Source organism: Corallococcus praedator, assembly GCF_003612125.1.
In the GTDB taxonomy this organism is placed as follows: domain Bacteria; phylum Myxococcota; class Myxococcia; order Myxococcales; family Myxococcaceae; genus Corallococcus; species Corallococcus praedator.
In genome coordinates this window covers 16,470-37,549 of the sequence record NZ_RAWI01000030.1, presented here as the reverse complement: position 1 = coordinate 37,549, position 21,080 = coordinate 16,470, and the positions used below count along the sequence as shown (strand labels likewise).

Genomic DNA, 21,080 nt, shown 5'->3' with positions numbered 1-21,080 from the left:
TTTTCAGTCCACGGCCAGCGGCAGCCGCACGGTGAAGGTGGTGCCCTGCCCCACCGTGCTCTCCACGGTGAGCCGGCCGCCGTGGTTCTCCACGATGCCCTGGCAGATGGACAGGCCCAGGCCGGTGCCGCGCCCTTCCGGCTTGGTGGTGAAGAAGGGCTCGAAGATGCGCGCCAGGTTGCGCGGCTCGATGCCGGTGCCGGTGTCGCGCACGCGCACCACCGCCTCCTGCCCTTCCTGCGCGGTGACCAGGTGCACGGCGCCGCCCGGCGGCATGGCGTGGCACGCGTTGGTGATGAGGTTGACGAACACCTGCACCAGGTTGGCGCGCACGGCGGCCAGGGGGGGCACGTCGCCCGCGTATTCGCGGTGCACGGTGACGCGCGCCTGGGACACGACGTGTTCACAGAAGCCCACCGCCATGTCCACGACGGCGTTGAGGGACACCCGCTCCGGCCGGTCCTGCGCGGGCCGCGCGTAGCTCACCAGGTCGCGGGTGAAGCGCAGGATGCGGTGGCTGCTCTCCAGGATTTTCCGCAGCTTCTCCTGGTCCGCCGGGTTCGCGCCCGGCGTCAGGCGCGAGCGCTGCAGCAGCGCGTCCGCGTAGGTGGCCACCGCCGTCATCGGGTTGTTGATTTCATGCACCACGCTGGCCGCGAGCTGCCCGATGGAGGCCAGCTTCTCCGCGTGGATGATGCGCTTCTCCAGCTCCTTCACCACCGTGACGTCCTGGCCAATGGCGATGACGCCCTCCACCTCGCCGGGCTGGGTGAGCATGGAGGAGGTGGCGAAGGACACGCGCACCTCGCCGCCGTCGTGGGTGAGCAGGCGCGTCTCGAAGTTGTTCACCGACTCGCCGCGCATGGCCGCCGCCAGCACGGGGGCCAGCCGCAGCTGTTCGCTGTCCGCCACCAGCGAGGACAAATCCCGCCCCAGCACCTGCTCCTTGGACAGGCCGGTGAGCGCGCTCAGCGCCTCGTTGAAGACCACCACCTGCTTGTCCCGGTTCACCACCAGGATGAGCGCGTTGGCCTTCTCCAGCAGCTCCTCCAGGTACTTGCGCACGAACGTCAGCTCGTCGATGAGCTTCGCGTTCTTCACCGCCACGGCGACCTGACTGGCCAGCTGGAGCAGCACGCGCTCGTCGTGCGCGATGTCCGCGTCCAGGCCGTCCGGGTACTCCATGTTGATGGCGCCGAAGAGCTGGCCGCTCGCGACCAGCGGGGCGCTCACCGCGCGGGTGCTGCCGTGGAAGAGCAGCGGCACTTCTTCCGAGATGGACACCCGGCCCTGCGGCAGGGACGCGAGCGACAGGTTCGTCTTCTCCACCGAGCGCTGGAAGAGCACCAGCGGTTCGTGCGCGCCCTCCTTGAGCCGGCCCTCGGCGTAGAGCGACGTGAGGCCGCCGGTGCGCGCATCCACGATGCGGATGCAGAAGGAGCGGCTGGGAAACAGCTCCTTCACCCCGCGCGCCACCGCGGCCACCAGCTCCTCCTCGCCGCCCACCTCCGCCACGCTGCGGCCCAGGTCCAGCAGCACGCCTTCGGTGCGCGCCTGCTCCAGCAGGGCCTTTTCGGCCACCACCAGCCGGCCGCTGATGACCTCCGTGTCCACGCGGGCGCGCACCGCCACGGTGTCCGCCTTGCGCGACAGGGTGAGCACCAGCGAGGTGCCGCTCGCCAGCACCAGGTCCACCTCGTGGGCCTGGCCGTCGTCGGGGGCGCTGGCGCCGGACAGGGCCTCTTCCACGTCGTCCACGCCAATGCCGTGTGATTCGCAGAAGCGGCGCAGCGCGGGGTTCACGGCCACGACGCGCAGGGACGCGTCACAGAGGGCCGCGGGCTCGTCGAGCGCGTCGAAGAAGGCCTGGAAGGCGTCGGGAGTCGGGGCTCCGGGCGGACGCACGGCGCGGACCTCACTCTTCATGGGACGTCGCCTTGTCGAGGTCGAGGATCTGCTGCGCCCCCACGTACGACTTCGTCTCGTAGCGGGTGATCTTCCCGATCTTCCGGACGATCTCCGCCATGCGCTCCGCCTCGCGGTAGATGATGTCCACCGGCCTCCAGGCGAAGTCCTCCTCCTTGAGCTTGCGCTTGAGCAGCTCCGCGTAGCCCATCACGGAGGTGAGGGGCTGGTTGAGCTCATGGGCCGCGGTGCCGGCGAGCGCGACGATGACCGCGCTCTTCTCGCTCTCCTCCAGCCGCGTCTCCACGTCCGACAGCTTGCGCTCCAACTGCACCCGGTCCCGGAGGTCCGTGAAGATGCCCACGCTGAAGGACTCGCGGCCGCCCTCGTAGACGATGGAGGCCGTCATGTTCACGGGCACCCGCTCCCCGGAGCGGTGCACCAGCTCCTGGCGGATGAGCGACAGCCGGCCGCGCCCGCCCAGCTCCGGGCTGCGGATCTGCGCCATCACCCGCTGCGCGACGCCGGGCGGATAGAGCTGCAGGACGGTGAGCTTCTCCTGTGCCTCAGCGGCGGAGTAGCCGCACATGGCCTCCGCGCCCTTGTTGAAGAGGATGATCCGCCCCTTCAGGTCCGCGGCGATGATGGCGTCCACCGACGAGTCGATGAGCCGCTCCAGGAAGTCCTTCGTGTTGCGCAGCTCGTCCTCCAGCTTGCGCGCGTCCGTCACGTCGCGGAAGGACAGGATGGTGGCCGCGTCCTCGTCGCGCAGCGGCGCCGCGGACATGGACAGCGTGAGGCAGCGGCCCGCGGGCGTGCGCACCACCACGTCCACGCCCGAGCGCGCCTCGCCCCGTGACGCGGACGTCACCAGCTCCATCAGGACGCCTTCGTCCAGGGGCTGGGTGATTTGGTTCAGGTGCTTGCCGCGCGCTTCGTTCGCGGGCGTGTCCAGCATCTGCGCGCCGGAGGGGTTGAGCGACAGCACCCCGGCCTTGTCGTCCAGGATGGCCACGCCCTCGCTCACGTGGGCGAAGAAGAGCTGGTAGGGCTTGAAGGACGCGGCCTTCTCCTCCGCCGCCAGCCGCGCGGTCTGCACCGACTGGAGCACCGAGGCGCTGCGCAGGGCCACCGCCGTCGCGTGCGCCACCGTGGTGAGGAAGTCGATTTCGCGCGCGCTGAAGGTCCGGCGCCGGCCGGCCGCGCGCAGCAGCAGCACGCCGCGCACCTCGCCCCGGATGGGCAGGGGCAGCGCGGCGATGGCGTGGATGCCTCGCGCGGCCACGGCCCGGCGCTCCAGGTCGCCCAGCAGGGGGTGCGTGGCCGCCTCCTGCATCACCACCGGCTTGCCGGTGCGCACCACCTCGCGGATTTCAGGGTAGCGCGCCAGGTCGATGCGCAGGTCCTTGAGGCCCGGGTCGTCGCTGGCCGCGACGATGACGCCCTCGTCCGCGCCGCCGCCCAGCATCACCAGCGTGGCGCGCGCGATGTCCAGCTGCTCCGCCAGACGCCGTGTCACGCCGTGCAGGAGCGCTTCCACGTCGGAGCTCTCCGCGTAGTCGGCGGTGAGCTCCAGGAGCAGCGCCAGGTCCGTCTGGCTGCGGGCCTGCTCCTCGCGTTCACGGTGGCGCTCGGCGGCGCGCTGCAGGCGCCAGGTGAGCTCGTGCGGCAGCCCCTGGTGGGTGAGGATGTCGGTGGGGCGCAGCGTGTCCACGGCGGCGAAGCCGCGGGGATCCGGCGACACCAGCGCGATGAGCGTGAGGTGCGGCCCGTTGAGGGACGTGAGCAGCTCCACCACCGCCGGGCCGCAGCCGGGGGCGGTGAGGTCCACCAACGCCAGGGCGGCATCGTCGGGGTTGTCCACCACGCGCAGCCCCGCGCGCTCGGCGGCGGCGTTCAGGGGCTCGCGGGCAACCGAGACCGGGGGGACGAGGACGATGCCGAAGGCGGGTTCCGACGGGGCCGACACGGGGGGCGGAAGACTCCGGAGCGAGGGGGCCCGGAGTCTACACGCCCCGTGGGGTCAGGGGCAGCCCGACTCGAAGGCACCCTGGTCCGGCGCGGCCCCGCAGAAGGGCAGGCCCAGCGACAGGCCCGCCTCACGCGCGGCGGAGGCCGGGGTGAGGTGGTAGTCGTCGCTGCCCGTGTTCACGAAGCCGGGGGCGCGCTCCTGGGAGCGCTTGTCCAGGCCGGCGTTCGAGCGCCACTCCGCAAGCCCCATCGCGGCGTTGTCCAGGCGGAACGTCACCGCGCCCCCGCTGGAGAAGAAGAGGTTGCCGTCCATCACCGCGCCGCTCCGGCCCGCCCCTCCGCGCGCGCCCAGGCCGCAGCCAGCGAAGATGTTGTTGCGCACGTCCAGCCCCTGGCTCGCGCCGGTGGCGCCCTCGCCGAAGATGAGACACGCGCCGCTCAGGTTCCACACGGTGTTGTGCTGCACCTTCACGTTCACGGAGGTGTCCACGCGGATGCCGGTGCCCTCCTCACCTTCAGACTCACCCAGGCCGTCGTGGATGAGGTTGCGGCGGATGATGACGCGGGTGGGCGGGGCGCCCTCGCGGTAGCCGCCAATCTGGATGGCGCGCGCGTTGGCGTAGAGGACGTTGTCCTCCAGCGTGACATCCGTGGGGGACAGGTGCACGACGATGCCCTCGCCCGCGGCGGAGGACACGCTGCGGTGGTTGTAGATGGTGTTGCCGCGCAGCGTGACGCGCGTGCACGTCTTGATGTCCGCGCCGTTCTCCCGGTTGTCGTGCAGCTTGTTGCGTTCCACGAGCAGGTTGTCGAACGGCGTGCCCGGCAGCGTGGCGCCACCTTCCGGCCCCAGGCACTGCACGCCGTCGCCGGAGTTGTGGTGGATGTCGTTGCCGCGCACCACCACGTTGCTCGCGGAGGTCTGCACCGCGACGCCGTGGCTGTCCTCATCGCCCTTGTCGAAGTAGGAGATGGCGTTGTCCTCGATGAGGACGTCGTGGGCCTTCTCCGTCACGTAGACGCCCGCGCCCTCCGTGCCGTTCTTCACGATGCTCTTCTTCAGCACGCCGTGGTGCGCGCCCGCGCCCCGCCACATCACCGCGAACGCGGCCTCACCGCCCACGTCCACCGTGAGCCCCTCCACGTTCCAGTAGGCGCCGCTCACGTCCACCAGCGCCGTCTCCCCGATGGAGCCGCCCTTGAGGATGGCCGTCGCGCCCGGCGCGGACCGGAGCGTCAGCGGCTTCGCCGCCGTGCCCTGCTTCTCCTGGAGCTTCACGTGTTCGCGCCACGTGCCCGACTGGAGGAACACCGCCTCGCCGGGCTTCACCAGCGACAGCGCGCGCGCCACCGTGCGCAGGGGCAGGCCTTCCGTGCCGGCCGCGGTGTCATTGCCGCTGGGAGACACCCAGAGCACGCGCGTGTACTGCGACTCCGCGGGCGGTGGATCCGTCGGAGGCGGCGGATCCGTGGGCGGTGGATCCGTCGGAGGCGGCGGATCCGTCGGACCGGTGGTGCCACTGTCAGGGACACCGGCATCGGCGCGGGTGCCGGCATCGGGCGTGGGCACCGGACGGTTGACGATGGGCGGCGTTGTCGTACCCGGACTCCGTCCTATGGGCGCGGGTTCGACCTTGCCGGTACAGCCGACGAGGCCAGCGAACAACCCGGCGGAACAGACGATGGTCGTCAGGGGCAGGCGGAAGCGCATGTGGACTCCTCGTGGGGTTCACGGCGCGGGAAGGCGCTCGCGGGGTCGGCCGGCAACGGCAGCCATCGCGTCGCGCATTCCCCGGGCGTCAGGGTCGTGCGCGCCGCCTGGCTGCCAGGCCTTCAGGCAGGGAACGTGAATCCGCGCGGTTGGGCGCGACGTCGGGGACCCGCTCGTCACCGAGGGCGACAAAATCAGCCCCCTGCCCGGAAATGGCCACTGAACGGAAGTACCAATCCCGGGTGTCCGAAAGACTCGAGCCGCGCCCGGCGGGATGAAGCCTCCCGGCGAGGACACGGCTCAAGGCACGGCGGATGAACGCGGTCAGGGGGCGGGGGACGACGGGGCGCTCCCGAGCAGCCCATCCAGCTCGCCACGCTCCTCCAGCGCGTACAGGTCATCGCAGCCGCCGACGTGGCGACCCGCGATGAAGATCTGCGGCACGGTGTGACGGCCGCAGCGCTCCTTCATCTCCTCGTGCCGCGCTTCATCCGCGGCGACATTCACCTTCTGGAACTCGCAGCCCTTCTCGTTGAGCAGGTCCATGGCCTGGCGCGAATAGGGACAGGTGGGCTTCATGTAGACGACGACGTAGGGCATTCACGACCTCCTGCGTCGAAGGGTGGGGATGGCCTACCGCCTCCGCCACCCGACGCACGGACGTCCGCTCCCCTGCCCGCCTGCTCCTAACGGGCGCCAGACGCGGGCACGCCTTCTGGCAGCCTCGCGGAGGCCTCCTTGCCGCGGCCCCGCAGGTCCCACGCGTACAGCACGCCCCACTGGAGCAGCGCGGTGGCGACGAACAGCAGCGGCCACAGCGGCGAGTACGGCAGGCGCAGCAGGTACAGCCCCACGTAGTACACGTAGAACTGGAGCACGAACGCGAGCAGCGAGTGCCGCCCGATGACGCTCGCCGCGCGCAGGTAGCGCGACAGGTGGCCAGCCTGCTCCGCGCGCATCAGGAGCCCCATCACCGCGAGCACCGTGCCGCCGTAGAGCGCGACGTAGGCAGGCCCCGGCGGGTACTTCTGCCCCTGCGAGGTGAGCGCCATCAACGTCGTGAAGCCCGCGCCGTGCCACAGGTGGTGCACCGCGATGTGGAGCACCATCAGCACGCCGCCGAAGGTGGCGACGCCCAGGCCCACGTATTCGAAGCGCCGCGACACGCCCTTCACGTCCGCGCGGCCCCACGTTCCCAGCCACTCCCCGAACATGCTGCCCACCAGGTACACGCCCATCCACGGCACCACCGGGAAGCTGGAGAGGAACACGTGCAGCTCGCGCTGCCCGAAGAAGGCCTCCTTGAGCGTCTGCGCCACGGCCGACTCCGGCCACCAGCACAGCGTCACCGCCCAACTCGCCACGAACAGGCCCATGCCCAGCCACGCGCGCGTCCTGCCATCCAGCCGCGTCACCACCCACGGGCCCACGAGCAGCGCGAGTCCAAGGGTGTCCGTCACCGGCAGGATGCGCAGCAGGTACAGGGACTCCCCCGCCCAGAAGCGACACGTGGGGACGATGAGCAGGTGCCCCGCCGTGAGCAGGAACAGCCCCCGGCGCTGGAGCCGCTGGCGCAGGGGACCGAAGTCGCGACTGCGCGAGTGCAGCAATCCCAGCATCAGGCCGCTGATGACCATGAAGCCGGGCGTGGCCATCATCGTCAGGAGGTTCATGCGCTCGCGCAGGTGCGCGGCCTCTCCACCCAGCGGATAGAGATACGCATCCGCGAAGTGGGACAGGAACACGAGCAGCATCACCGTGCCCCGCATGGCATCCACCGCTTCCAGCCGCCCGGGCGCGGATCGCACCCCTGACACCTGCTCGCGCTCCATTGATTTCCCTTCTGGAAATGGCGCGCGGCTCGACGGTGCTCCCCCAACCACATGACCGACGGGTGCCTGCTCGGCGCGCCTGACCCACTGGGATATCACCGTCCGGGCCAATCACAAACATCCGGCTGGCCGGCTCCCCTCCAGGCGAAACCCTTGTCACGCAAAAGAATCCGTCTCGTTTGGAGACCGACGGGATTGAGGGGGCTCCAGGCATTTTGCTAGGTAGGGGGTCATGTCTTCCCGACGCCCCGAAATCCTCGCCCCCGCTGGTGACCTGGAGTCGTTGCGTGCCGCCCTCGCCAGTGGCGCGGACGCCGTCTACTTCGGGCTCGATGAGGGCTTCAACGCGCGCGCCCGCGCGGAGAACTTCTCGCTGGAACGACTGCCGGACACGGTGGGTCTCATCCACCGCGCCAGGGCCCGGGCCTACGTGACGTTGAACACTTTGGTGTTCGAACCAGAGCTGCCGGTGGTGGAGCACCTGCTGCGCGGGGTGGCGAGGGCCGGTGTGGATGCACTCATCGTCCAGGACCCGGCGGTGGCGCTGTTGGCGCGGGCGGTGTGTCCTCAGTTGGAATTGCATGCCTCCACGCAGATGACGCTGTCCAGCGCGGAAGGGGCGCGGTTCGCCACGGGCCTGGGCTTCACGCGCATGGTGGTGCCGCGCGAGCTGTCGGTGGCGGAGATCCGCCGGCTGGCATCGCAGACGGACATCGAGCTGGAGGTCTTCATCCATGGAGCGCTCTGCATGTCCTGGAGCGGCCAGTGCCTCACGAGCGAGGCGTGGGGCGGGCGCAGCGCCAACCGGGGTCAGTGCGCGCAGTCGTGCCGGTTGCCTTACGACCTGGTAGTGGACGGCGAGACGCGCGACCTGGGCGAGGTGAAATACCTGCTCAGCCCCAAGGACCTGGCGGGCGTAAGGGCCGTGCCGGAGCTGGCGGACATCGGCGTGCACAGCCTGAAGATTGAAGGCCGCCTCAAGGGACCGCAGTACGTCTCCAGCACGGTGCAGGGCTATCGCCGGTGGCTGGACGGCGTGATGGCGGGGAAGCCCGACGGGGCGCGGCTGGCGAAGGACCTGGCGGAGATGTCGCTGTCGTACAGCCGGGGGTTCTCCCACGGGTTCCTTGCCGGATCCGACCACCAGACGCTGGTGGAGGGGCGCTTTCCGAAACACCGGGGGCTGTACCTGGGCCGCGTGAGCGCGGTGGCGGGCAAGGATGTGCTGGTGGTGCCGGATGACCGGCCGTGGACGGGCGCGTTGGGCCTGGGCGAGGAGCGGCCGGAGTCCGCGACGGGAGCGGTGTCCGCGCCGCTTTCGGGTGAGCCGGATCCGGCGGACGTGGATCCGCGTCCGGGCATGGGCGTGGTGTTCGACGCGGGCGCGCCCGAGGACAAGCATGAGCCGGGCGGTCCCATCTTCCGCGTGGAGCGCGAGGGCGACGCCTGGGTGCTGGGCTTCGGCCACCCCGGGCCGGACCTGGGCCGCGTGGAGCCGGGGCAGCGCGTGTGGCTGAACAGCGATCCGGCGCTCGCACGGCGCACGGAGGGGCTGCTCGCGGAGGGTGAGCCCGAGGGCCGCATCCCGCTGTCGCTGTGGGTGTCCGGAGTGGAGGGCGCTCCGCTTCGCGTGCGGATGAGCACGGGGCGGCATTCGCGCGAGACGGTAGGGACGACGCTGCTCGCGCCTTCGCGCGGTGCGGGCGTGGACGCGGCGCTGCTCAAGGACAAGCTGGCCGCGCTGGGTGGGACCTCGTTCCATCTGGCGGAGCTGGACTGCTCGGGCCTTGCGCCGGGGCTGCACCTGCCGGTGTCGGAGCTGAAGGCGCTGCGCCGCCAGTTGGTGGCGGAGCTGACGGCGGACGTGGAGCGGGGGCCCGCGCGGACCGTGAGCGCCGACGCGGTGGAGGACGGGGTCCGTCAGGGCTTGCTGGCGCGGATGGAAGCGCGGCCCGTGGATGCGGGCCCCCGGTTGCTGCCGCTGTGCCGGAACGAGGCGCAGTTGGAGGCGGCCATCGCGGCGGGCGTGGGTGAGGTGGAGCTGGACTGGATGGAGCTGGTGGGGCTCCAGCGCGCGGTGGAGCGGGCGCGGGCGGCGGGGCTGCGCGTCACCATCGCCACCGTGCGCGTGCAGAAGCCGGGCGAGGAGGGCTACGACACGCGCCTGGATCGGCTGCGGCCGGACGCGGTGCTGGTGCGGCACTGGGGCGCGATGATGCACTTCCTGGAGCAGCCGGCGGGGGCTTCGCGGCCGGTGCTGCATGGGGACTTCTCGCTCAACGTCACCAACTCGCTGACGGCGGCGCACCTGTTGGGGCTGGGGCTGGACACGCTGACGGTGTCGCACGACCTGGACTCAGAGCAGCTCTTCGCGCTGTTGGAGAAGGCGCCCGCGCACCGGTTCGCGGTGGCGCTGCACCACCACATCGCCACGTTCCACACCGAGCACTGCGTGTATTCACACACGCTGTCCAACGGGCGCGACTACCGGACCTGTGGACGGCCGTGTGAGAAGCACGCCCTCGCACTCAAGGATCGGTTGGGGCTGGAGCACCCGGTCATCGTGGACGTGGGGTGCCGCAACACGGTGTTCAACGCGCAGGCGCAGAGCGCGGCGTCGCTGGTGCCCCGGCTGCTGGAGCGGGGCGTGCGGCGGTTCCGGGTGGAGTTCGTGCGCGAGACGCGCGAGGAGGCCTCGCGCGTACTGACCGCGTATCAGGAGCTGCTCGCGGGTCGGCTGTCGCCCACCGAGGCTGTGAAGCGCGCCGCCGTGCATGAGCAGTTCGGCGTCACGCGCGGCACCATGCAGGTGCTCAAGCACCCGGCCGCGAACGCGCGTCAGGGCTGAACCGTGTGGGGCTCGATGTGAAGCACGTCCTGGTGGGACGACGTGCTCCGGAGCCACCACACGCGCAGGACTCCCACCAGCACCGTCAGCACGACCATCATGATGACCCCAGGTATCGAGGGCGCAAGGCTCAAGACCTCAGGAGGCGGTGGGAGCGGTTGCCCGTTGACGAGCATGACCTCACAACCGGGGCTCTCTTCGATGCTCGCGAGGATGGACATCCCGAACAGGACCGGCACGGCGAGGACCGTCGTGACGCTGACCCAGCCCAGCAGGTCACCCAAGCGCTGAGCAAGACCGATGCGCCCCTGGGCCCCCAGTCCCGTCCCGAGTCGGGGACTGCGCTCCAGCCAGCGCACCAGCGGAATCACGACCCACGGCGTGATGAGGAGGGTCAGCGCGAAGAAGGCGTCGGAGCCCTCCAGCGAAGACAGCCCGGATGGACCGAAGGCCTTCGAGCTGATCCTCCAGACGTCTCCAACGAAGAGAACGCCGAGCAGCACCGCCCCGAGGCAGAGCAACCTCGTACAGACCCATCCCAGGCGCTCCTGGAAGCCCTGGAAGGAACTCGGGGGTGAAGCCGGCGCGAAGCCCAGGACGTCACGTCCGTCGCGAGGGCCCCGCCTCAACCAGAGCACCAGGGGGATGCCCACCAGAAGCAAGGCCAAGAGCATGATGTGGAGGATCTGCTCGGCAAGCGGTGGTGGATGCGAGAGCGTGAACTGCATGGGTGCGTCCTCCCTCCCACACAGTCTACGCCGTTCAGGCCGCGCGTGCCGGAGAGGGCTCGGCGGCGGGGGCCGGGAGGTTCACCGGCTCACCGTCCGGACCCAGCACCACCGGGGCGATGCCCAGCTTGCGCTCCACGAACGCGTGCCCCAGGTAGATGAGCGGCGTCAGCCCCAGCGCCACCAGCAGCTTCGCCGCGTATGACGAGTAGATGATTTTCACGATGACGTCATGGGGCAGCACGCCCGTCCACGCGATGTACTGCACCACCGCCGTGTCGATGAGCTGCGACACCACCGTGGAGCCCGTCGCGCGCAGCCACAGCATCCGGTTGTTCGTCGTGCGCTTGAGCAGGTTGAACATCCCGATGTCCGCGAACTGGCCCACCAGATACGCCACCATTGACGCCATCAGGATGCGCTGCGAGCCGGCGAAGACGTTGTTGAATGACCCCGCCACCGTCCCGCTGTAGTCCTTCGCCAGCGTCATGGGCGCCCACTCCACCCGCACCGCCACGGCGATGACCGCGAAGGTGAAGATGGCCATGAAGAAGCCCACCCACGTGATGAAGCGCGCGGCCCGCTTGCCGTAGAACTCGTTGAGGATGTCCGTGAGCAGGAACGTCACCGGGAACGTCAGCATCCCCGCCGACAACACCACCGGCATCGAGCCCAGGTGCACTTCGAACAGCTTCACCCCGATGATGTCGCCCACCACCAGCGAGGTGATGAACACCCCCGCGAGCACCATGAAGAGCTGAATCCGCCTGTCCAGGTTCATCCGACGTGTCCTTCGTGAGCCAGGCACCACTCCCAGGATGCCGACCCCGGGACGCCCCGGAGCTAAGCACAACCTCCCGGGGTCGTCGCTTGGTCGCCCACCCCCAGGGCGGGCGCTGCTGCCTACTCGGGCAGGTAGTACAGCGTCCCCGGTCCCGGCAAGCCTTCCACCCCGTCCGGACTCCCCTCGCCCGACGGCACGAGGCGCGGCCGGTAGACGCCCAGCACCGTCTGCTCGGTGGTCGTCGGGTTGTCGTAGCGGTGCACGAACCCGCGCGGCACCTGGAAGGCCATGCCCCGGACCACCGGCTGGCCCTGGAGCAACAACCCCGCGCCCAGCACCAGCTCGCACCCCTCGGTGTGCCCGTCCACGCGCGGTGGGATGCGGCCTCCTGGATCCACCCGCAACCGGTAGACGCCGTAGGTCGCGCCCTCGTGGATGACGTCCACCCGGCCGAAGGGATGCGCCTCCGTGCGGTAGAGCATCTCCTCCGCCGTGCGGTGCACCTGGAGCGAGGGGATGGCCCACCCGCCCAGCGCCTCCGGCTTCGTCACCCGCACCGTGGCCGCCTGCACCCGCGCGTGCGGCGCGGCGTCCGTGGGCGGCGCCAGGATGTACCGGCACACCGCCTCCGCCGCGGACTCCAGCAGTTCGAAGCGGCACGCATCCAGGAGGAAGCGCAGCTCTCCCGCCAGTCGGCCGTAGTGCACCGTGTTCGCCAGCTTCCCGCCCACCGCCGCCTGCCGTGCGTCCAGGAAGAGCGCCACGTCCAGGCGCAGCGGCTGCGGCGTCACGCGCTCGCGGTTGTAGAGGCCCACGATGCAGTCCACCGTGAGCCCGCGCAGTTGCATCACGTCCAACGGACGGCCCTGCGCATCGGTGACGAGGGGATGGATCAACGCGGGCTCGTCGCTCACAGCTGGGCGCTCCTTCCACCGTCCAGGGCGATGACCTGTCCGGTGAGGTACGGCGCCTCGCGCGCCAGGAAGAGGACCGTGCGCGCGACATCCTCCACGCTGCCCTCGCGGCCCATGGGGACACGCTGGAGTTCAGCCTGTCGCGCCGCTTCGTCGAAGTGCTCGGGGAAGGCCACCACGCCAGGGGAGATGGCGTTGACGCGCACATGCGGCGCCAGCTCCACCGCCAGCGCGCGCGTCAGCATCACCAGCCCCGCCTTGCTCACCGAATAGTGCGCGTAGTGGTTCACCGCCCGCTCGCCGCCGATGTCGGTGAGGTGCACCACCACCGGGTCCTTCCCCGCGCGCAGCGACGGCAGCAGCGCCTGCGTCAGGAAGAAGGGCGCGTCCACGTTCACACCGAGCATCTTGCGGTACTGCTCGCGGGTGATGGCCGCGAAGTCCACGCGCTCATACAGGCCCGCGTTGTGGACGACCACGTCCAGCGCGGGATGCGCCTGCCGGACCTTCGCGCCCAGCGCGTCCACCGCCTCCGGGTCGGAGAGGTCGGCGCCGTACAGCGTGACGTCGCGGCCAAGCGCCCTCAATTCATCCGCCAGCGACTCCAGCGAGCTCACGGAGCGGTTCGCGTGGAGCGCCAGGTCATAGCCGGCACGGCCCAATGCGCGAGCCACCGCGCTTCCGACGCGTACGCCCGCGCCCGTGATGAATGCGGTCCCCATATGCGGGCCCTGCCTAACAGGCCCGCTCGCGAAAGGCATCCGGAGCCTTTTCCGCCACGAAACGCCGCGGGGCGATACCCGGAGACCCCTCTCCAGGTACCGCCCCGCGTGTCCCCTGCGTGCTGCTGTCGTCCCCTGCTGCGTTCGTCCCCTGCTGCCGTCAGAAAGCTTCGACTACGGGTAGTAGGCCGCCGCGTGCACGGTCACCCAGCGGCGCCCGGCGTACGGCACCCAGACCCACTCCGTCACCGCCTGGTAGTCGCCCGCGATGTAGCGCTGGTCGTAGTAGCCCGGCGTGCAGCGCACGTGGCGCCCGCGGCGGCCCTGGGCCACGCACTGCTCCGGGACCCAGACCTGCTCGTAGCGCGCCGGCACCCAGCGCTCCACCGTCTGCAGCTCGTAGCGGCCCCGCGAGTCCACCGGGCGCGGCATCGGGCGGGCATCGCAGTTCGGGCCGCGGCACCCCACGAAGCGGCGCGTGCGCGCGTCGTCATCCTCGTAGCGGAACGCCTGGCCCTGCGGAACCTCCCACCCGCCCCGGCTCTGGTGCCCCCACTTCGCATCCGCCCGCGTCGGCCCGCGCCAGTCTTCCGCGAACGCCGAGGAGGAACCGAGCAGCAGTGCAGCGAAGGCCAGGGTCGAGAGCGCAGTCTTGAAAGCCATGTCTTCCATCCTCCGTTGTGTTGCTTGTCCTGACTGACGGCCCCCCCGCCGAAACATTCAAAGTCCGTCGGGTCCCGTGCAGCCCCAGGTGACGGGAGGCGGTGGATGTGGGTACACCTCATCCCATGTTCCACCGCGATGGCCCCACCTTCCGGGAGCTGACCCGGCAGGCCCTCACCTCCGTCGAGCACGGCTACGACCTGCTCGCCCCCAAGTTCGAGCACACCCCGTTCCGCACGCCCGATGCGGTGCTCAAGGCCTCGCTCGCGCAGGTGGGCCCGGAAAGGAGCGTGGGCGCCGCGCTGGACGTGTGCTGCGGCACCGGCGCCGCGATGCGCGTGCTGCGCCCCCTTTGCCGCGACCGCGTCGTCGGACTGGACCTGAGCCAGGGGATGCTGGACGAGGCGCGCCAACTGCTCCGGGATGCGCCCGGGGACGCGGCGCTCGACTTCGTGCGGGGCGATGCGCTGGAGCTGCCCTTCACGGAGGCGTTCGACCTGATCACCAGCTTCGGCGCCTTCGGGCACATCCTGGAAGCGGACGAGCCGCGCCTGGTGAAGGGCATCGCGCGGGCGCTGAAGCCGGGAGGGCGGTTCGTCTTCGTCACCGGCCATCCGCCGTCCGCGCTCAACCCCGGCTACTGGGTGGCGAAGGGCTTCAACGCGGCCATGCGCGTGCGCAACGCGCTCTGGAAGCCGCCCTTCGTCATGTACTACCTGACGTTCCTGGTGCCCCGCGCCCGCGCCCTGCTGGAGGCGGAAGGCTTCACCGTCGAGGTGCGCGAGGGCGGCATGCCGAAGCCCTTCACCGGCCTCGTCACCGTGCACGCCACGAAGCGCTGAGCGTCGCTCAAGGCCCCGGCGCGGACGCTTCTTCGGACCGCGCGTACTCCACCGCGAGCAGTTCGTACTCCACCGGGCCGCGCGGGCGCTCCACCAGGACGACCTCTCCGGCCTCCTTGCCCAGGAGCGCGCGCGCCAGCGGGGACTCCACACTCAACCGCCCCGCCTTCACGTCCGCTTCGTCCGGCCCGACGATGCGGTAGCGCATCTGTTCGCCCTCCTCGTCCTCCAGCACCACCCACGCGCCGAAGAAGACGCGCCCCGCCTGCGAAGGATCCGGCTCCACCACCCGCACCTCTTCCAGGATGGCCGCGACCTCACGCGCCCGGCGCTCGCGCTCACGCCTGCGCACGCCCGCCTCCAGCTCCGGCCAGTCCTGGGGCACCGGCCCCTGCGAGGCCAGCAGCTCCTCCTGGAGCGCGCGGTAACCTTCCGGGGTGATGTAGCGCTGCTCCCCCGCCGTCGTCCGGGGACGCATGGGGGTGAGCCCCTCGTCACCGCCCCCGTCTTCCTTCGTGAACGCCTTCGACATGGGCCGCTCCCTCCTCGGGGAGATTTCTCAACGTTTCCCGGGATTTGCACGCCGGGCACGCACCCCTGCCTGGTTCCGTTCCGACGCAATTTTATCGCCGAGACGGACTCTGACAGAATGGGCGGCATGCACCTGCCCCGAGCCGTGCCCCGCTTCGAGCATCGCCTGGCCGTCCGTCTGCGCGGCATGCTGCCGGTGTACACGCGGGACGTGTCGGAGAGCGGCTTCTGCGCGGACATGCTCCAGCCGATGAAGGCGGGCGACGTGCTGGAGGGCGCGCTGCTCCTGGGGGACGAAGAGGTTCCCTTCCAGGGCGAGGTGATGTGGACGCGCCGCTCTGCGGGGGAGCGCACGCGGGGGCGCTACGGCGTGCGCTTCGTCACCATCAACGGGGACTTCCAGCGGCTGCTGGTCGCGTACCGGCGCCTGCAGGGCAAGCGCCTGGTCCGCTGGTTCACCTGAGCGCGGCTCAGGTGCCGCTGGTGGGCGCCGGCTGGACGGGCGTCTCGGTGGGGGCGCCGGGCGCGGGCGTCACGGGCGCGGCGGGCGACGTAGGCTCGTTCGGGATGCTCGGCGGGGCGACGACCGGCTCGCCTTCGGGGGCGGGGGACTCACCGGAGGGCACCACCTGGAGCTTGTAGTGGCGCACGCCCTTGGGCAGCACGACCTCCACCAGGGGGTTCTCGGTCAGCAGGGCCTGGTTGACCTTGAGGGTCACCTCGCCGTTCTCGTCGCTGATGGCGCTGAGGCGGTTGCGGAACTCACCGCCGCCCACCTTGGCGCCCTTCACCGGCTGCCCCGTCTGTGAGTCCACCACGCGCAGGACCACGAGCTGATCCTCGGTGAGCTGCGTGGTGGTGCCCGCCGTCTGGATCAGGTCCTTGTAGCGCGGGCGCAGCGAGAGCGAGCACGCCGACAGCAGCGCGGTGGAGAGGAGGGCGACGGTCAGCAGGTTGCGGCGAAGGCTCATGGGGTCCATCCAGGCTGGGAAGCGGTACGGCAGAGGCGCGGCAGCATAGCCGCCAGCCGCCGGGCGCCAAGTCTCCGATGCGTCACGGCCCCCGCGTGCGGCAGCCGCCCCCACGCCGCGTTGGGGAAATTCCCGGCGGGCAGGCGCGGCGGGCGCCCTTCCTCTCGGGGTCCGGAGGAGCCGTCAGCCCTTCCACCTGCCCGCTTCCAGCACCATCTCAAACCCTGTCCGGGCACCGTCCTTCCCCCCCGCCCGCACGGAGGCCAACGCCCCATGGATGAGACCTATACGGACGCCCCTGAACGCCAGAGTCCCTCGCATCGCCTGCCGCCGCTGCCCAACGAGACGCTGGAGTATGAGAGCCACCCGGCGAACACCCGGGTGGTGCACAGCCACATCGATTGGAAGCACAACCGGTTCAAGGTGAGCGTGGTGACGATGGTGCTCATCAGCCTCGCCACCTTCTTCGCGCCGCTGGTCAACGGCATGCTGGCGGGCGTGTTTGGCGGCTTCCACGCGGGCAAGCCGCGCCGTGCGCTGGGGGCCGCGCTCGCCACGGCCATCCTGGTGCCCGGCGTGCTCTACACGCTCTTCTACGTCTTCGGCGTGGGCAGCGTGCGCATCTTCTCCGGACTGGGCTTCACGACGTGGAGCGTCCTGCACGCCATCGGGGTGTTCGTGGGCGCCATCTCCGGTGCCGCCAGCCGGCCCATCTTCAGCGGCGAGGTCCCCGTCATCACCGTCCCGCGCGTCAGCGGAGCTCCACTCCTAGCGCAAGGCGACGTCGCGCCCATCCTTCCGGAAGGCTCGCACGATTATTCGCGGGACCTGACCACGACGCGAGTCGTCCCTCCCAGTGGACCTGTGCGCGGGGAGTGAGCAGCACGCTCCAATGGGCGACGCGCCCCAGGTACCACTCCACCTGGAGCGTCGCGTCCGCCTCGTGCGTGAAGCCTGACGTGGTGCCCGCGCGCCACGCGGGCACGTACGCGGCCTCCAACCGCAGCGCGCTGCCGCCCGGTCCGGGCAGGCCCGCGCGGTGGGACAACGACAGACGGGGGCCCACGGCGGGCGCGTTCTGGAACGCGCTCCAGTCCATGGTCGCCCGCGCGCCCAGGCCCACCGCGAGGAAGGTGTCGAAGCGCTCCGACGACGCCACCACGCCCAGCGCCTCCGCCTGCACCGACATCCGGTAGGGCAGCAGGCGTTCGGAGTCCGTGGACATCCCCGCCTCCGCGCCCCAGCCCAGCGCGTCCGACACCGAGCGCTGCTGCTGGGGCAGCTCCGGAAGCAGCGTGCGGTAGCCCACCAGCGTCAGTCGCGAGCCGAGGATGCGCGGCACGCCCCAGCGCGGCTCCACGGAGAGTTCCCCGTCCAGCACGCGCAGCTCGCTGCTGGACTGGAAGCCATGCAGCCGCGCGTCCCCCAGCGCTTCGTTCATCGCGGAGGTGCGCAGGCTCACCACGGGCCTGGCATCCCCCACGCCCGGGAAGTCCATGCCCGCGCTCACCACCGTGCGGGACGCGCCGGATTCGCGCAGGGCGCCCCGAGCCCAGGTGGCCTCCCCTTCCGTCTTGCGCGCATGGTCCCGGGCGAGGAACGCGCGCGGATCCACGTCCGCCAGCGGTCCGTCGTTGAGCAGGCCTTGCGCGTCGGTGGCGGCGGCGAAGGCGGCCTCGGTGCGTTCCGCGCGCACCAGGACCTTGAGTTCCTCCGGCGTGGGCGGGCGCTTGGTGGCCGCGTCCAGCGCCTGCTGGAGCACCGCCGTGCGGTCCAGCACCGCGAGCTTGCGCTGCAAGGCATCCTCGCGCTCGAAGAGGCGCTGCCGGTCGAGCGCGCCATCGGCGGCCTTGCCCTCCTTCAGGTCGAGTGCGAGGAGGCGCTCGCGGTCGATGGTCAGCTTCTCCGCTTCCGCCCGGTCCACCGCCGCGCGCTCCACCCGCACCGCGTGCGCGACGTAGGCGTGCAGGGCTTCGCGCACCTCCGCGCGTGACGTGGGGCGGGCGGAGTCCAGCGCCGTCGTCACCGCGTGCGTCAGGTGTTCGTAACCGTCGCGGCGCACGTCGGGTTCGGCGGACTGGAGGAGGCGGTGCACGCCGCGCAGGGGCGCGAGGGCCTGAGCTGGAAGCAGCGTGGCGAGCTTCGTGAGGAGCTGCTCCTGTTCCGTGAGGGCGCGCCGGGCACGGTCGCCGGTGGATTCAAAGGCGTCCGGGACGTGCTCCAGGAGCGACACCGCGCGTCCGTCCGCGTCCACCACTTCGGTCTTCGCCAGCGTGTCCAGCGTGGCGGTGGGCAGCACCCACAGCGTGCCGGGGGCTCGCACGTGACGGTCGTCCTCCAGCGCTCCGTTGAGGAGGAAGAGGAGCGCGGCGGCGCAGTTGTCGGTGAAGAAGTAGTAGCCCAGGTAGCCGCGCCGCTCGAGTTCCCAGGTGCGCTCCAGCATGCGCCGGGCTTCGCCGGGCGTGAGGTTCAACCGGAAGCGGCGGATGGTGCGCTGCTCCAGCTCCAGCGATTCGTGGGCGATGTCGCCCAGGGTGCCGGTGAGGAAGACGGTGCTGTAGCCACCCGTCATGCCCTTCACCAGGTAGCCCAGGCCCTTCGACTCCAGGCCGGTGAGGGCCACCAGTTGCACCACGCGCTCGAAGCCGGGGCCCTGCACCACGGTGCCCTCGCGCCACACCGGACGCAGGAGGATGTGGCCGAAGAGGGATTGGGGCTGCCGGCCCGTGGCCGCGACCAGCAGGACCTCCAGGTGGGACAGCGCGTCCGCCTCCGCCCAGGCGTCGAAGGCCGGGCAGTCACCGCGTCCGGGCAGGTCGCCCAGGTGCGCTTGCGCGAGGAACTCCGACAGGGCGCGCGCCTTGGACAGCTCCTGGCAGCGCACCTGATCATCCACGGGCAGCGCGTCCGCGCGCAGGGACTCGGCGGGGATGAAGAGTTCTTCCGCGAAGGTGACGAGGTCCAGCGAGGCGCTGACCTGGCCTCGCGCGCGGCTGAAGGCTCCGGCGTAGGTGATGCTCGCGGATTCCTTCCACGTCAGGGGCCGCTCGAAGGGGAGGATCCACCCGTCCAGCCGGCGCCACTGCCGACGCCGGCTCCAGCGCTTCGCGTCGTCCCAGCGCTGCATCACGGCGTGCACCACGGCCCGGCGGCGCCACAGGTGTTCGGCCTCCACTTCCGTGAGGCGTGACAGGCGCAGGGTGGCGCGGCGCTCCTGCGTGGGGGCGTAGCGGTAGAGGTGGAACTGCTCGCGGTCCCCGGACCAGTCGGGACGGGCCTCGGAGCCGTCGCCCAGGCCCAGCGGCGCGGGCTCCGGGTGGAGCACGAACTCCAGACGGCCTCCGGGAGGACGGCGCATCGCGGGAGGCAGGGCGGCGAGGCCCGCTTCCACGTCGGAGATCAGCGCGGCATCTCGCGCCGCGGCGTCGCGCAGGATGATGCCCGTGGAGGCCTCCAGCGCGGCCACGCGGGACGGAAGGTTCAGCTCCGCGTCCTGCGCTTCGTTGGCGGCCTGTGACGGCTCCTGGGCCCTGGCTCCGACGGGCAGTGCCAACAGGACCAGCAGGCCCATCCGCAGCACGGACGCCCCCCGCGCTTCGCAGGGCCTCAACGGGTGACCTCGGCCGCCGGGGCCTCCCCTTCCTGCCGCAGGAGGAACGCCTGACGGTCTTCTTCGAGCCGCGGTTCGGTGCGCGCCAGCTCCCCCACCCGCTCCAGCCACGCGCGGGCCCGGTCGGGCGTCAGGGCCTTCGCCTCCGCCAGCGCCAGCAGCTCCTGGCGGTGCGAGCGCAGCAGCCGGCCAAAGACATCCAGGTTCTCACGGCGGATGCGCGCCGCCTGGGCCAGGTCCTCCACCGTCGGGCCCGCGCCCAGGGCCAGGTCCTCGCGAAGCTGGTACGTGCGCGCGCGCAAGTACACCTGGGCCGCGCGCCCCACCTCACTCGTTGAGGGCTTGAACCCCTTGCGCCGCTCCGAGTGCTCCTGCACCTGCCAGATGACGACGCCCAGGCCCAGCACCGTCAGGGCCACCGCAGCGGTGCTCAGCAGCTGGTTTCCCCGCTCGTTGCTGCTCCCGCTCCGCGAGCTGGAGTCCTCGCCCTGGTCCGCCTGGCTCGACTTGCTGGTGTCCGAGTTGCTGCCCTCGCTCGACTCCGAGTGGCTGGCGTGGCCCTCGCGGGAGCTGCCCGAATCCGACTCGCTGGAGTTGCCCGAGTCCGAGTCGGTGGAGTCGCTGGAGTCACTGGAGTCCGAGTGGCTCGACCCTTGCTCACTGGTGCCGCTGGACTCGGACCGGCTCGAATCCCCGCCGCTGGAGTCCCCCGTCCCCGACTCGCTCGAATCGCCACTGGACCCGGACCGGCTCGAGTCTCCGCCGCTGGAGTTGCCCGAGTCGGACTTGCTCGAATCCCCCTGGCTGGAGTTGCCCGAGTCCGACTTGCTCGCATCCCCCGCGCTGGAGTTGCCCGAGTCCGACGCCCCCGCGGCCCTGAGGCCTCCGACAGGCGTGCGACAGCCCACCGCGAGCATCAACATCGACACCATCACCACGCGTTTCCACGAACGCTCCATCCGCATCCATCCCCCTCGGAGGTCATCACCGCGTCCTGCGCGGCCCATCCCTAGCCAACCGCATGCCGGCTGGGGACGGGTGCATTATC

17 protein-coding genes are annotated in these 21,080 nt (G+C 70.9%); 3 read left to right on the top strand and 14 right to left on the bottom strand.

The features are described from left to right. Window positions 1-3 precede the first annotated feature (3 nt). The 5 genes from D7Y13_RS06395 to D7Y13_RS06375 form a co-directional block, all read right to left on the bottom strand. Window positions 4-1,926: an ATP-binding protein gene (locus D7Y13_RS06395; RefSeq protein ID WP_120534732.1), complete on the bottom strand. Its 1,923-nt coding sequence runs from the start codon at window positions 1,924-1,926 to the stop codon at window positions 4-6. Beyond that, on the bottom strand, window positions 1,916-3,874 hold the full coding sequence (locus D7Y13_RS06390) for a PAS domain S-box protein (RefSeq protein ID WP_199732865.1): 1,959 nt from the start codon (window positions 3,872-3,874) through the stop codon (window positions 1,916-1,918). Before D7Y13_RS06390 ends, D7Y13_RS06395 begins: the two co-directional genes overlap by 11 nt. Before the next feature lie 54 nt (window positions 3,875-3,928). After that, on the bottom strand, window positions 3,929-5,587 hold the full coding sequence (locus D7Y13_RS06385; RefSeq protein WP_120584811.1) for a right-handed parallel beta-helix repeat-containing protein: 1,659 nt from the start codon (window positions 5,585-5,587) through the stop codon (window positions 3,929-3,931). Between the two features lie 324 nt (window positions 5,588-5,911). Further along, window positions 5,912-6,187, bottom strand: coding sequence for a glutaredoxin 3 (grxC, locus tag D7Y13_RS06380; protein ID WP_120584812.1), 276 nt, complete (start codon window positions 6,185-6,187; stop codon window positions 5,912-5,914). A gap of 86 nt (window positions 6,188-6,273) precedes the next feature. Beyond that, window positions 6,274-7,395 carry a heparan-alpha-glucosaminide N-acetyltransferase domain-containing protein gene (locus D7Y13_RS06375; RefSeq protein ID WP_158620429.1) on the bottom strand — a complete coding sequence of 374 codons (1,122 nt, stop codon included), beginning with the start codon at window positions 7,393-7,395 and terminating at the stop codon, window positions 6,274-6,276. Between the two features lie 256 nt (window positions 7,396-7,651). On the opposite strand from D7Y13_RS06375, the gene D7Y13_RS06370 reads away from it, so the two are divergent. Continuing rightward, window positions 7,652-10,267, top strand: a complete 2,616-nt coding sequence (locus D7Y13_RS06370) for a U32 family peptidase (RefSeq protein WP_120584814.1) — start codon at window positions 7,652-7,654, stop codon at window positions 10,265-10,267. Here the strand turns inward: D7Y13_RS06370 and D7Y13_RS06365 are convergent. The 5 genes from D7Y13_RS06365 to D7Y13_RS06345 form a co-directional block, all read right to left on the bottom strand. After that, the gene (locus D7Y13_RS06365) at window positions 10,258-10,995 is read right to left on the bottom strand and encodes a hypothetical protein (protein WP_120584815.1); all 738 of its coding nucleotides are present in this window, start codon (window positions 10,993-10,995) and stop codon (window positions 10,258-10,260) included. The genes D7Y13_RS06370 and D7Y13_RS06365 overlap by 10 nt on opposite strands. 34 nt (window positions 10,996-11,029) lie before the next feature. Further along, complete coding sequence (locus D7Y13_RS06360) at window positions 11,030-11,776, bottom strand: queuosine precursor transporter (RefSeq protein ID WP_120584816.1); 747 nt, start codon at window positions 11,774-11,776, stop codon at window positions 11,030-11,032. A 122-nt stretch (window positions 11,777-11,898) separates the two neighbouring features. Next, the gene (locus D7Y13_RS06355) at window positions 11,899-12,693 is read right to left on the bottom strand and encodes a dihydroneopterin aldolase (protein ID WP_370450785.1); all 795 of its coding nucleotides are present in this window, start codon (window positions 12,691-12,693) and stop codon (window positions 11,899-11,901) included. Next, on the bottom strand, window positions 12,690-13,415 hold the full coding sequence (locus D7Y13_RS06350; RefSeq protein WP_120534725.1) for an SDR family oxidoreductase: 726 nt from the start codon (window positions 13,413-13,415) through the stop codon (window positions 12,690-12,692). The genes D7Y13_RS06355 and D7Y13_RS06350 overlap by 4 nt, the downstream gene beginning before the upstream one ends. A 174-nt stretch (window positions 13,416-13,589) precedes the next feature. Then, on the bottom strand, window positions 13,590-14,078 hold the full coding sequence (locus D7Y13_RS06345) for a hypothetical protein (protein WP_233602181.1): 489 nt from the start codon (window positions 14,076-14,078) through the stop codon (window positions 13,590-13,592). A gap of 125 nt (window positions 14,079-14,203) precedes the next feature. On the opposite strand from D7Y13_RS06345, the gene D7Y13_RS06340 reads away from it, so the two are divergent. Next, window positions 14,204-14,920 (top strand): class I SAM-dependent methyltransferase, encoded by a 717-nt coding sequence (locus tag D7Y13_RS06340; protein ID WP_120534723.1) that lies wholly within the window; start codon window positions 14,204-14,206, stop codon window positions 14,918-14,920. Between the two features lie 7 nt (window positions 14,921-14,927). Here the strand turns inward: D7Y13_RS06340 and D7Y13_RS06335 are convergent, their stop codons facing one another. Beyond that, window positions 14,928-15,452, bottom strand: a complete 525-nt coding sequence (locus D7Y13_RS06335) for a GreA/GreB family elongation factor (protein WP_120534722.1) — start codon at window positions 15,450-15,452, stop codon at window positions 14,928-14,930. A 126-nt stretch (window positions 15,453-15,578) separates the two neighbouring features. On the opposite strand from D7Y13_RS06335, the gene D7Y13_RS06330 reads away from it, so the two are divergent. Beyond that, complete coding sequence (locus D7Y13_RS06330; RefSeq protein WP_158620428.1) at window positions 15,579-15,914, top strand: PilZ domain-containing protein; 336 nt, start codon at window positions 15,579-15,581, stop codon at window positions 15,912-15,914. Window positions 15,915-15,921: 7 nt separating this feature from the next. On the opposite strand, the gene D7Y13_RS06325 is transcribed toward D7Y13_RS06330, so the two are convergent. From D7Y13_RS06325 to D7Y13_RS47775, 3 genes are all read right to left on the bottom strand, one after another. Next, complete coding sequence (locus tag D7Y13_RS06325; protein ID WP_120584797.1) at window positions 15,922-16,422, bottom strand: hypothetical protein; 501 nt, start codon at window positions 16,420-16,422, stop codon at window positions 15,922-15,924. 751 nt (window positions 16,423-17,173) lie between these two features. After that, complete coding sequence (locus D7Y13_RS06320) at window positions 17,174-19,993, bottom strand: Lnb N-terminal periplasmic domain-containing protein (protein ID WP_120584798.1); 2,820 nt, start codon at window positions 19,991-19,993, stop codon at window positions 17,174-17,176. 35 nt (window positions 19,994-20,028) lie between these two features. Continuing rightward, a complete protein-coding gene (locus D7Y13_RS47775; protein ID WP_233595758.1) occupies window positions 20,029-20,991 on the bottom strand; it encodes a hypothetical protein in 963 nt (320 codons plus the stop codon). Between the last annotated feature and the right edge of the window lie 89 nt (window positions 20,992-21,080).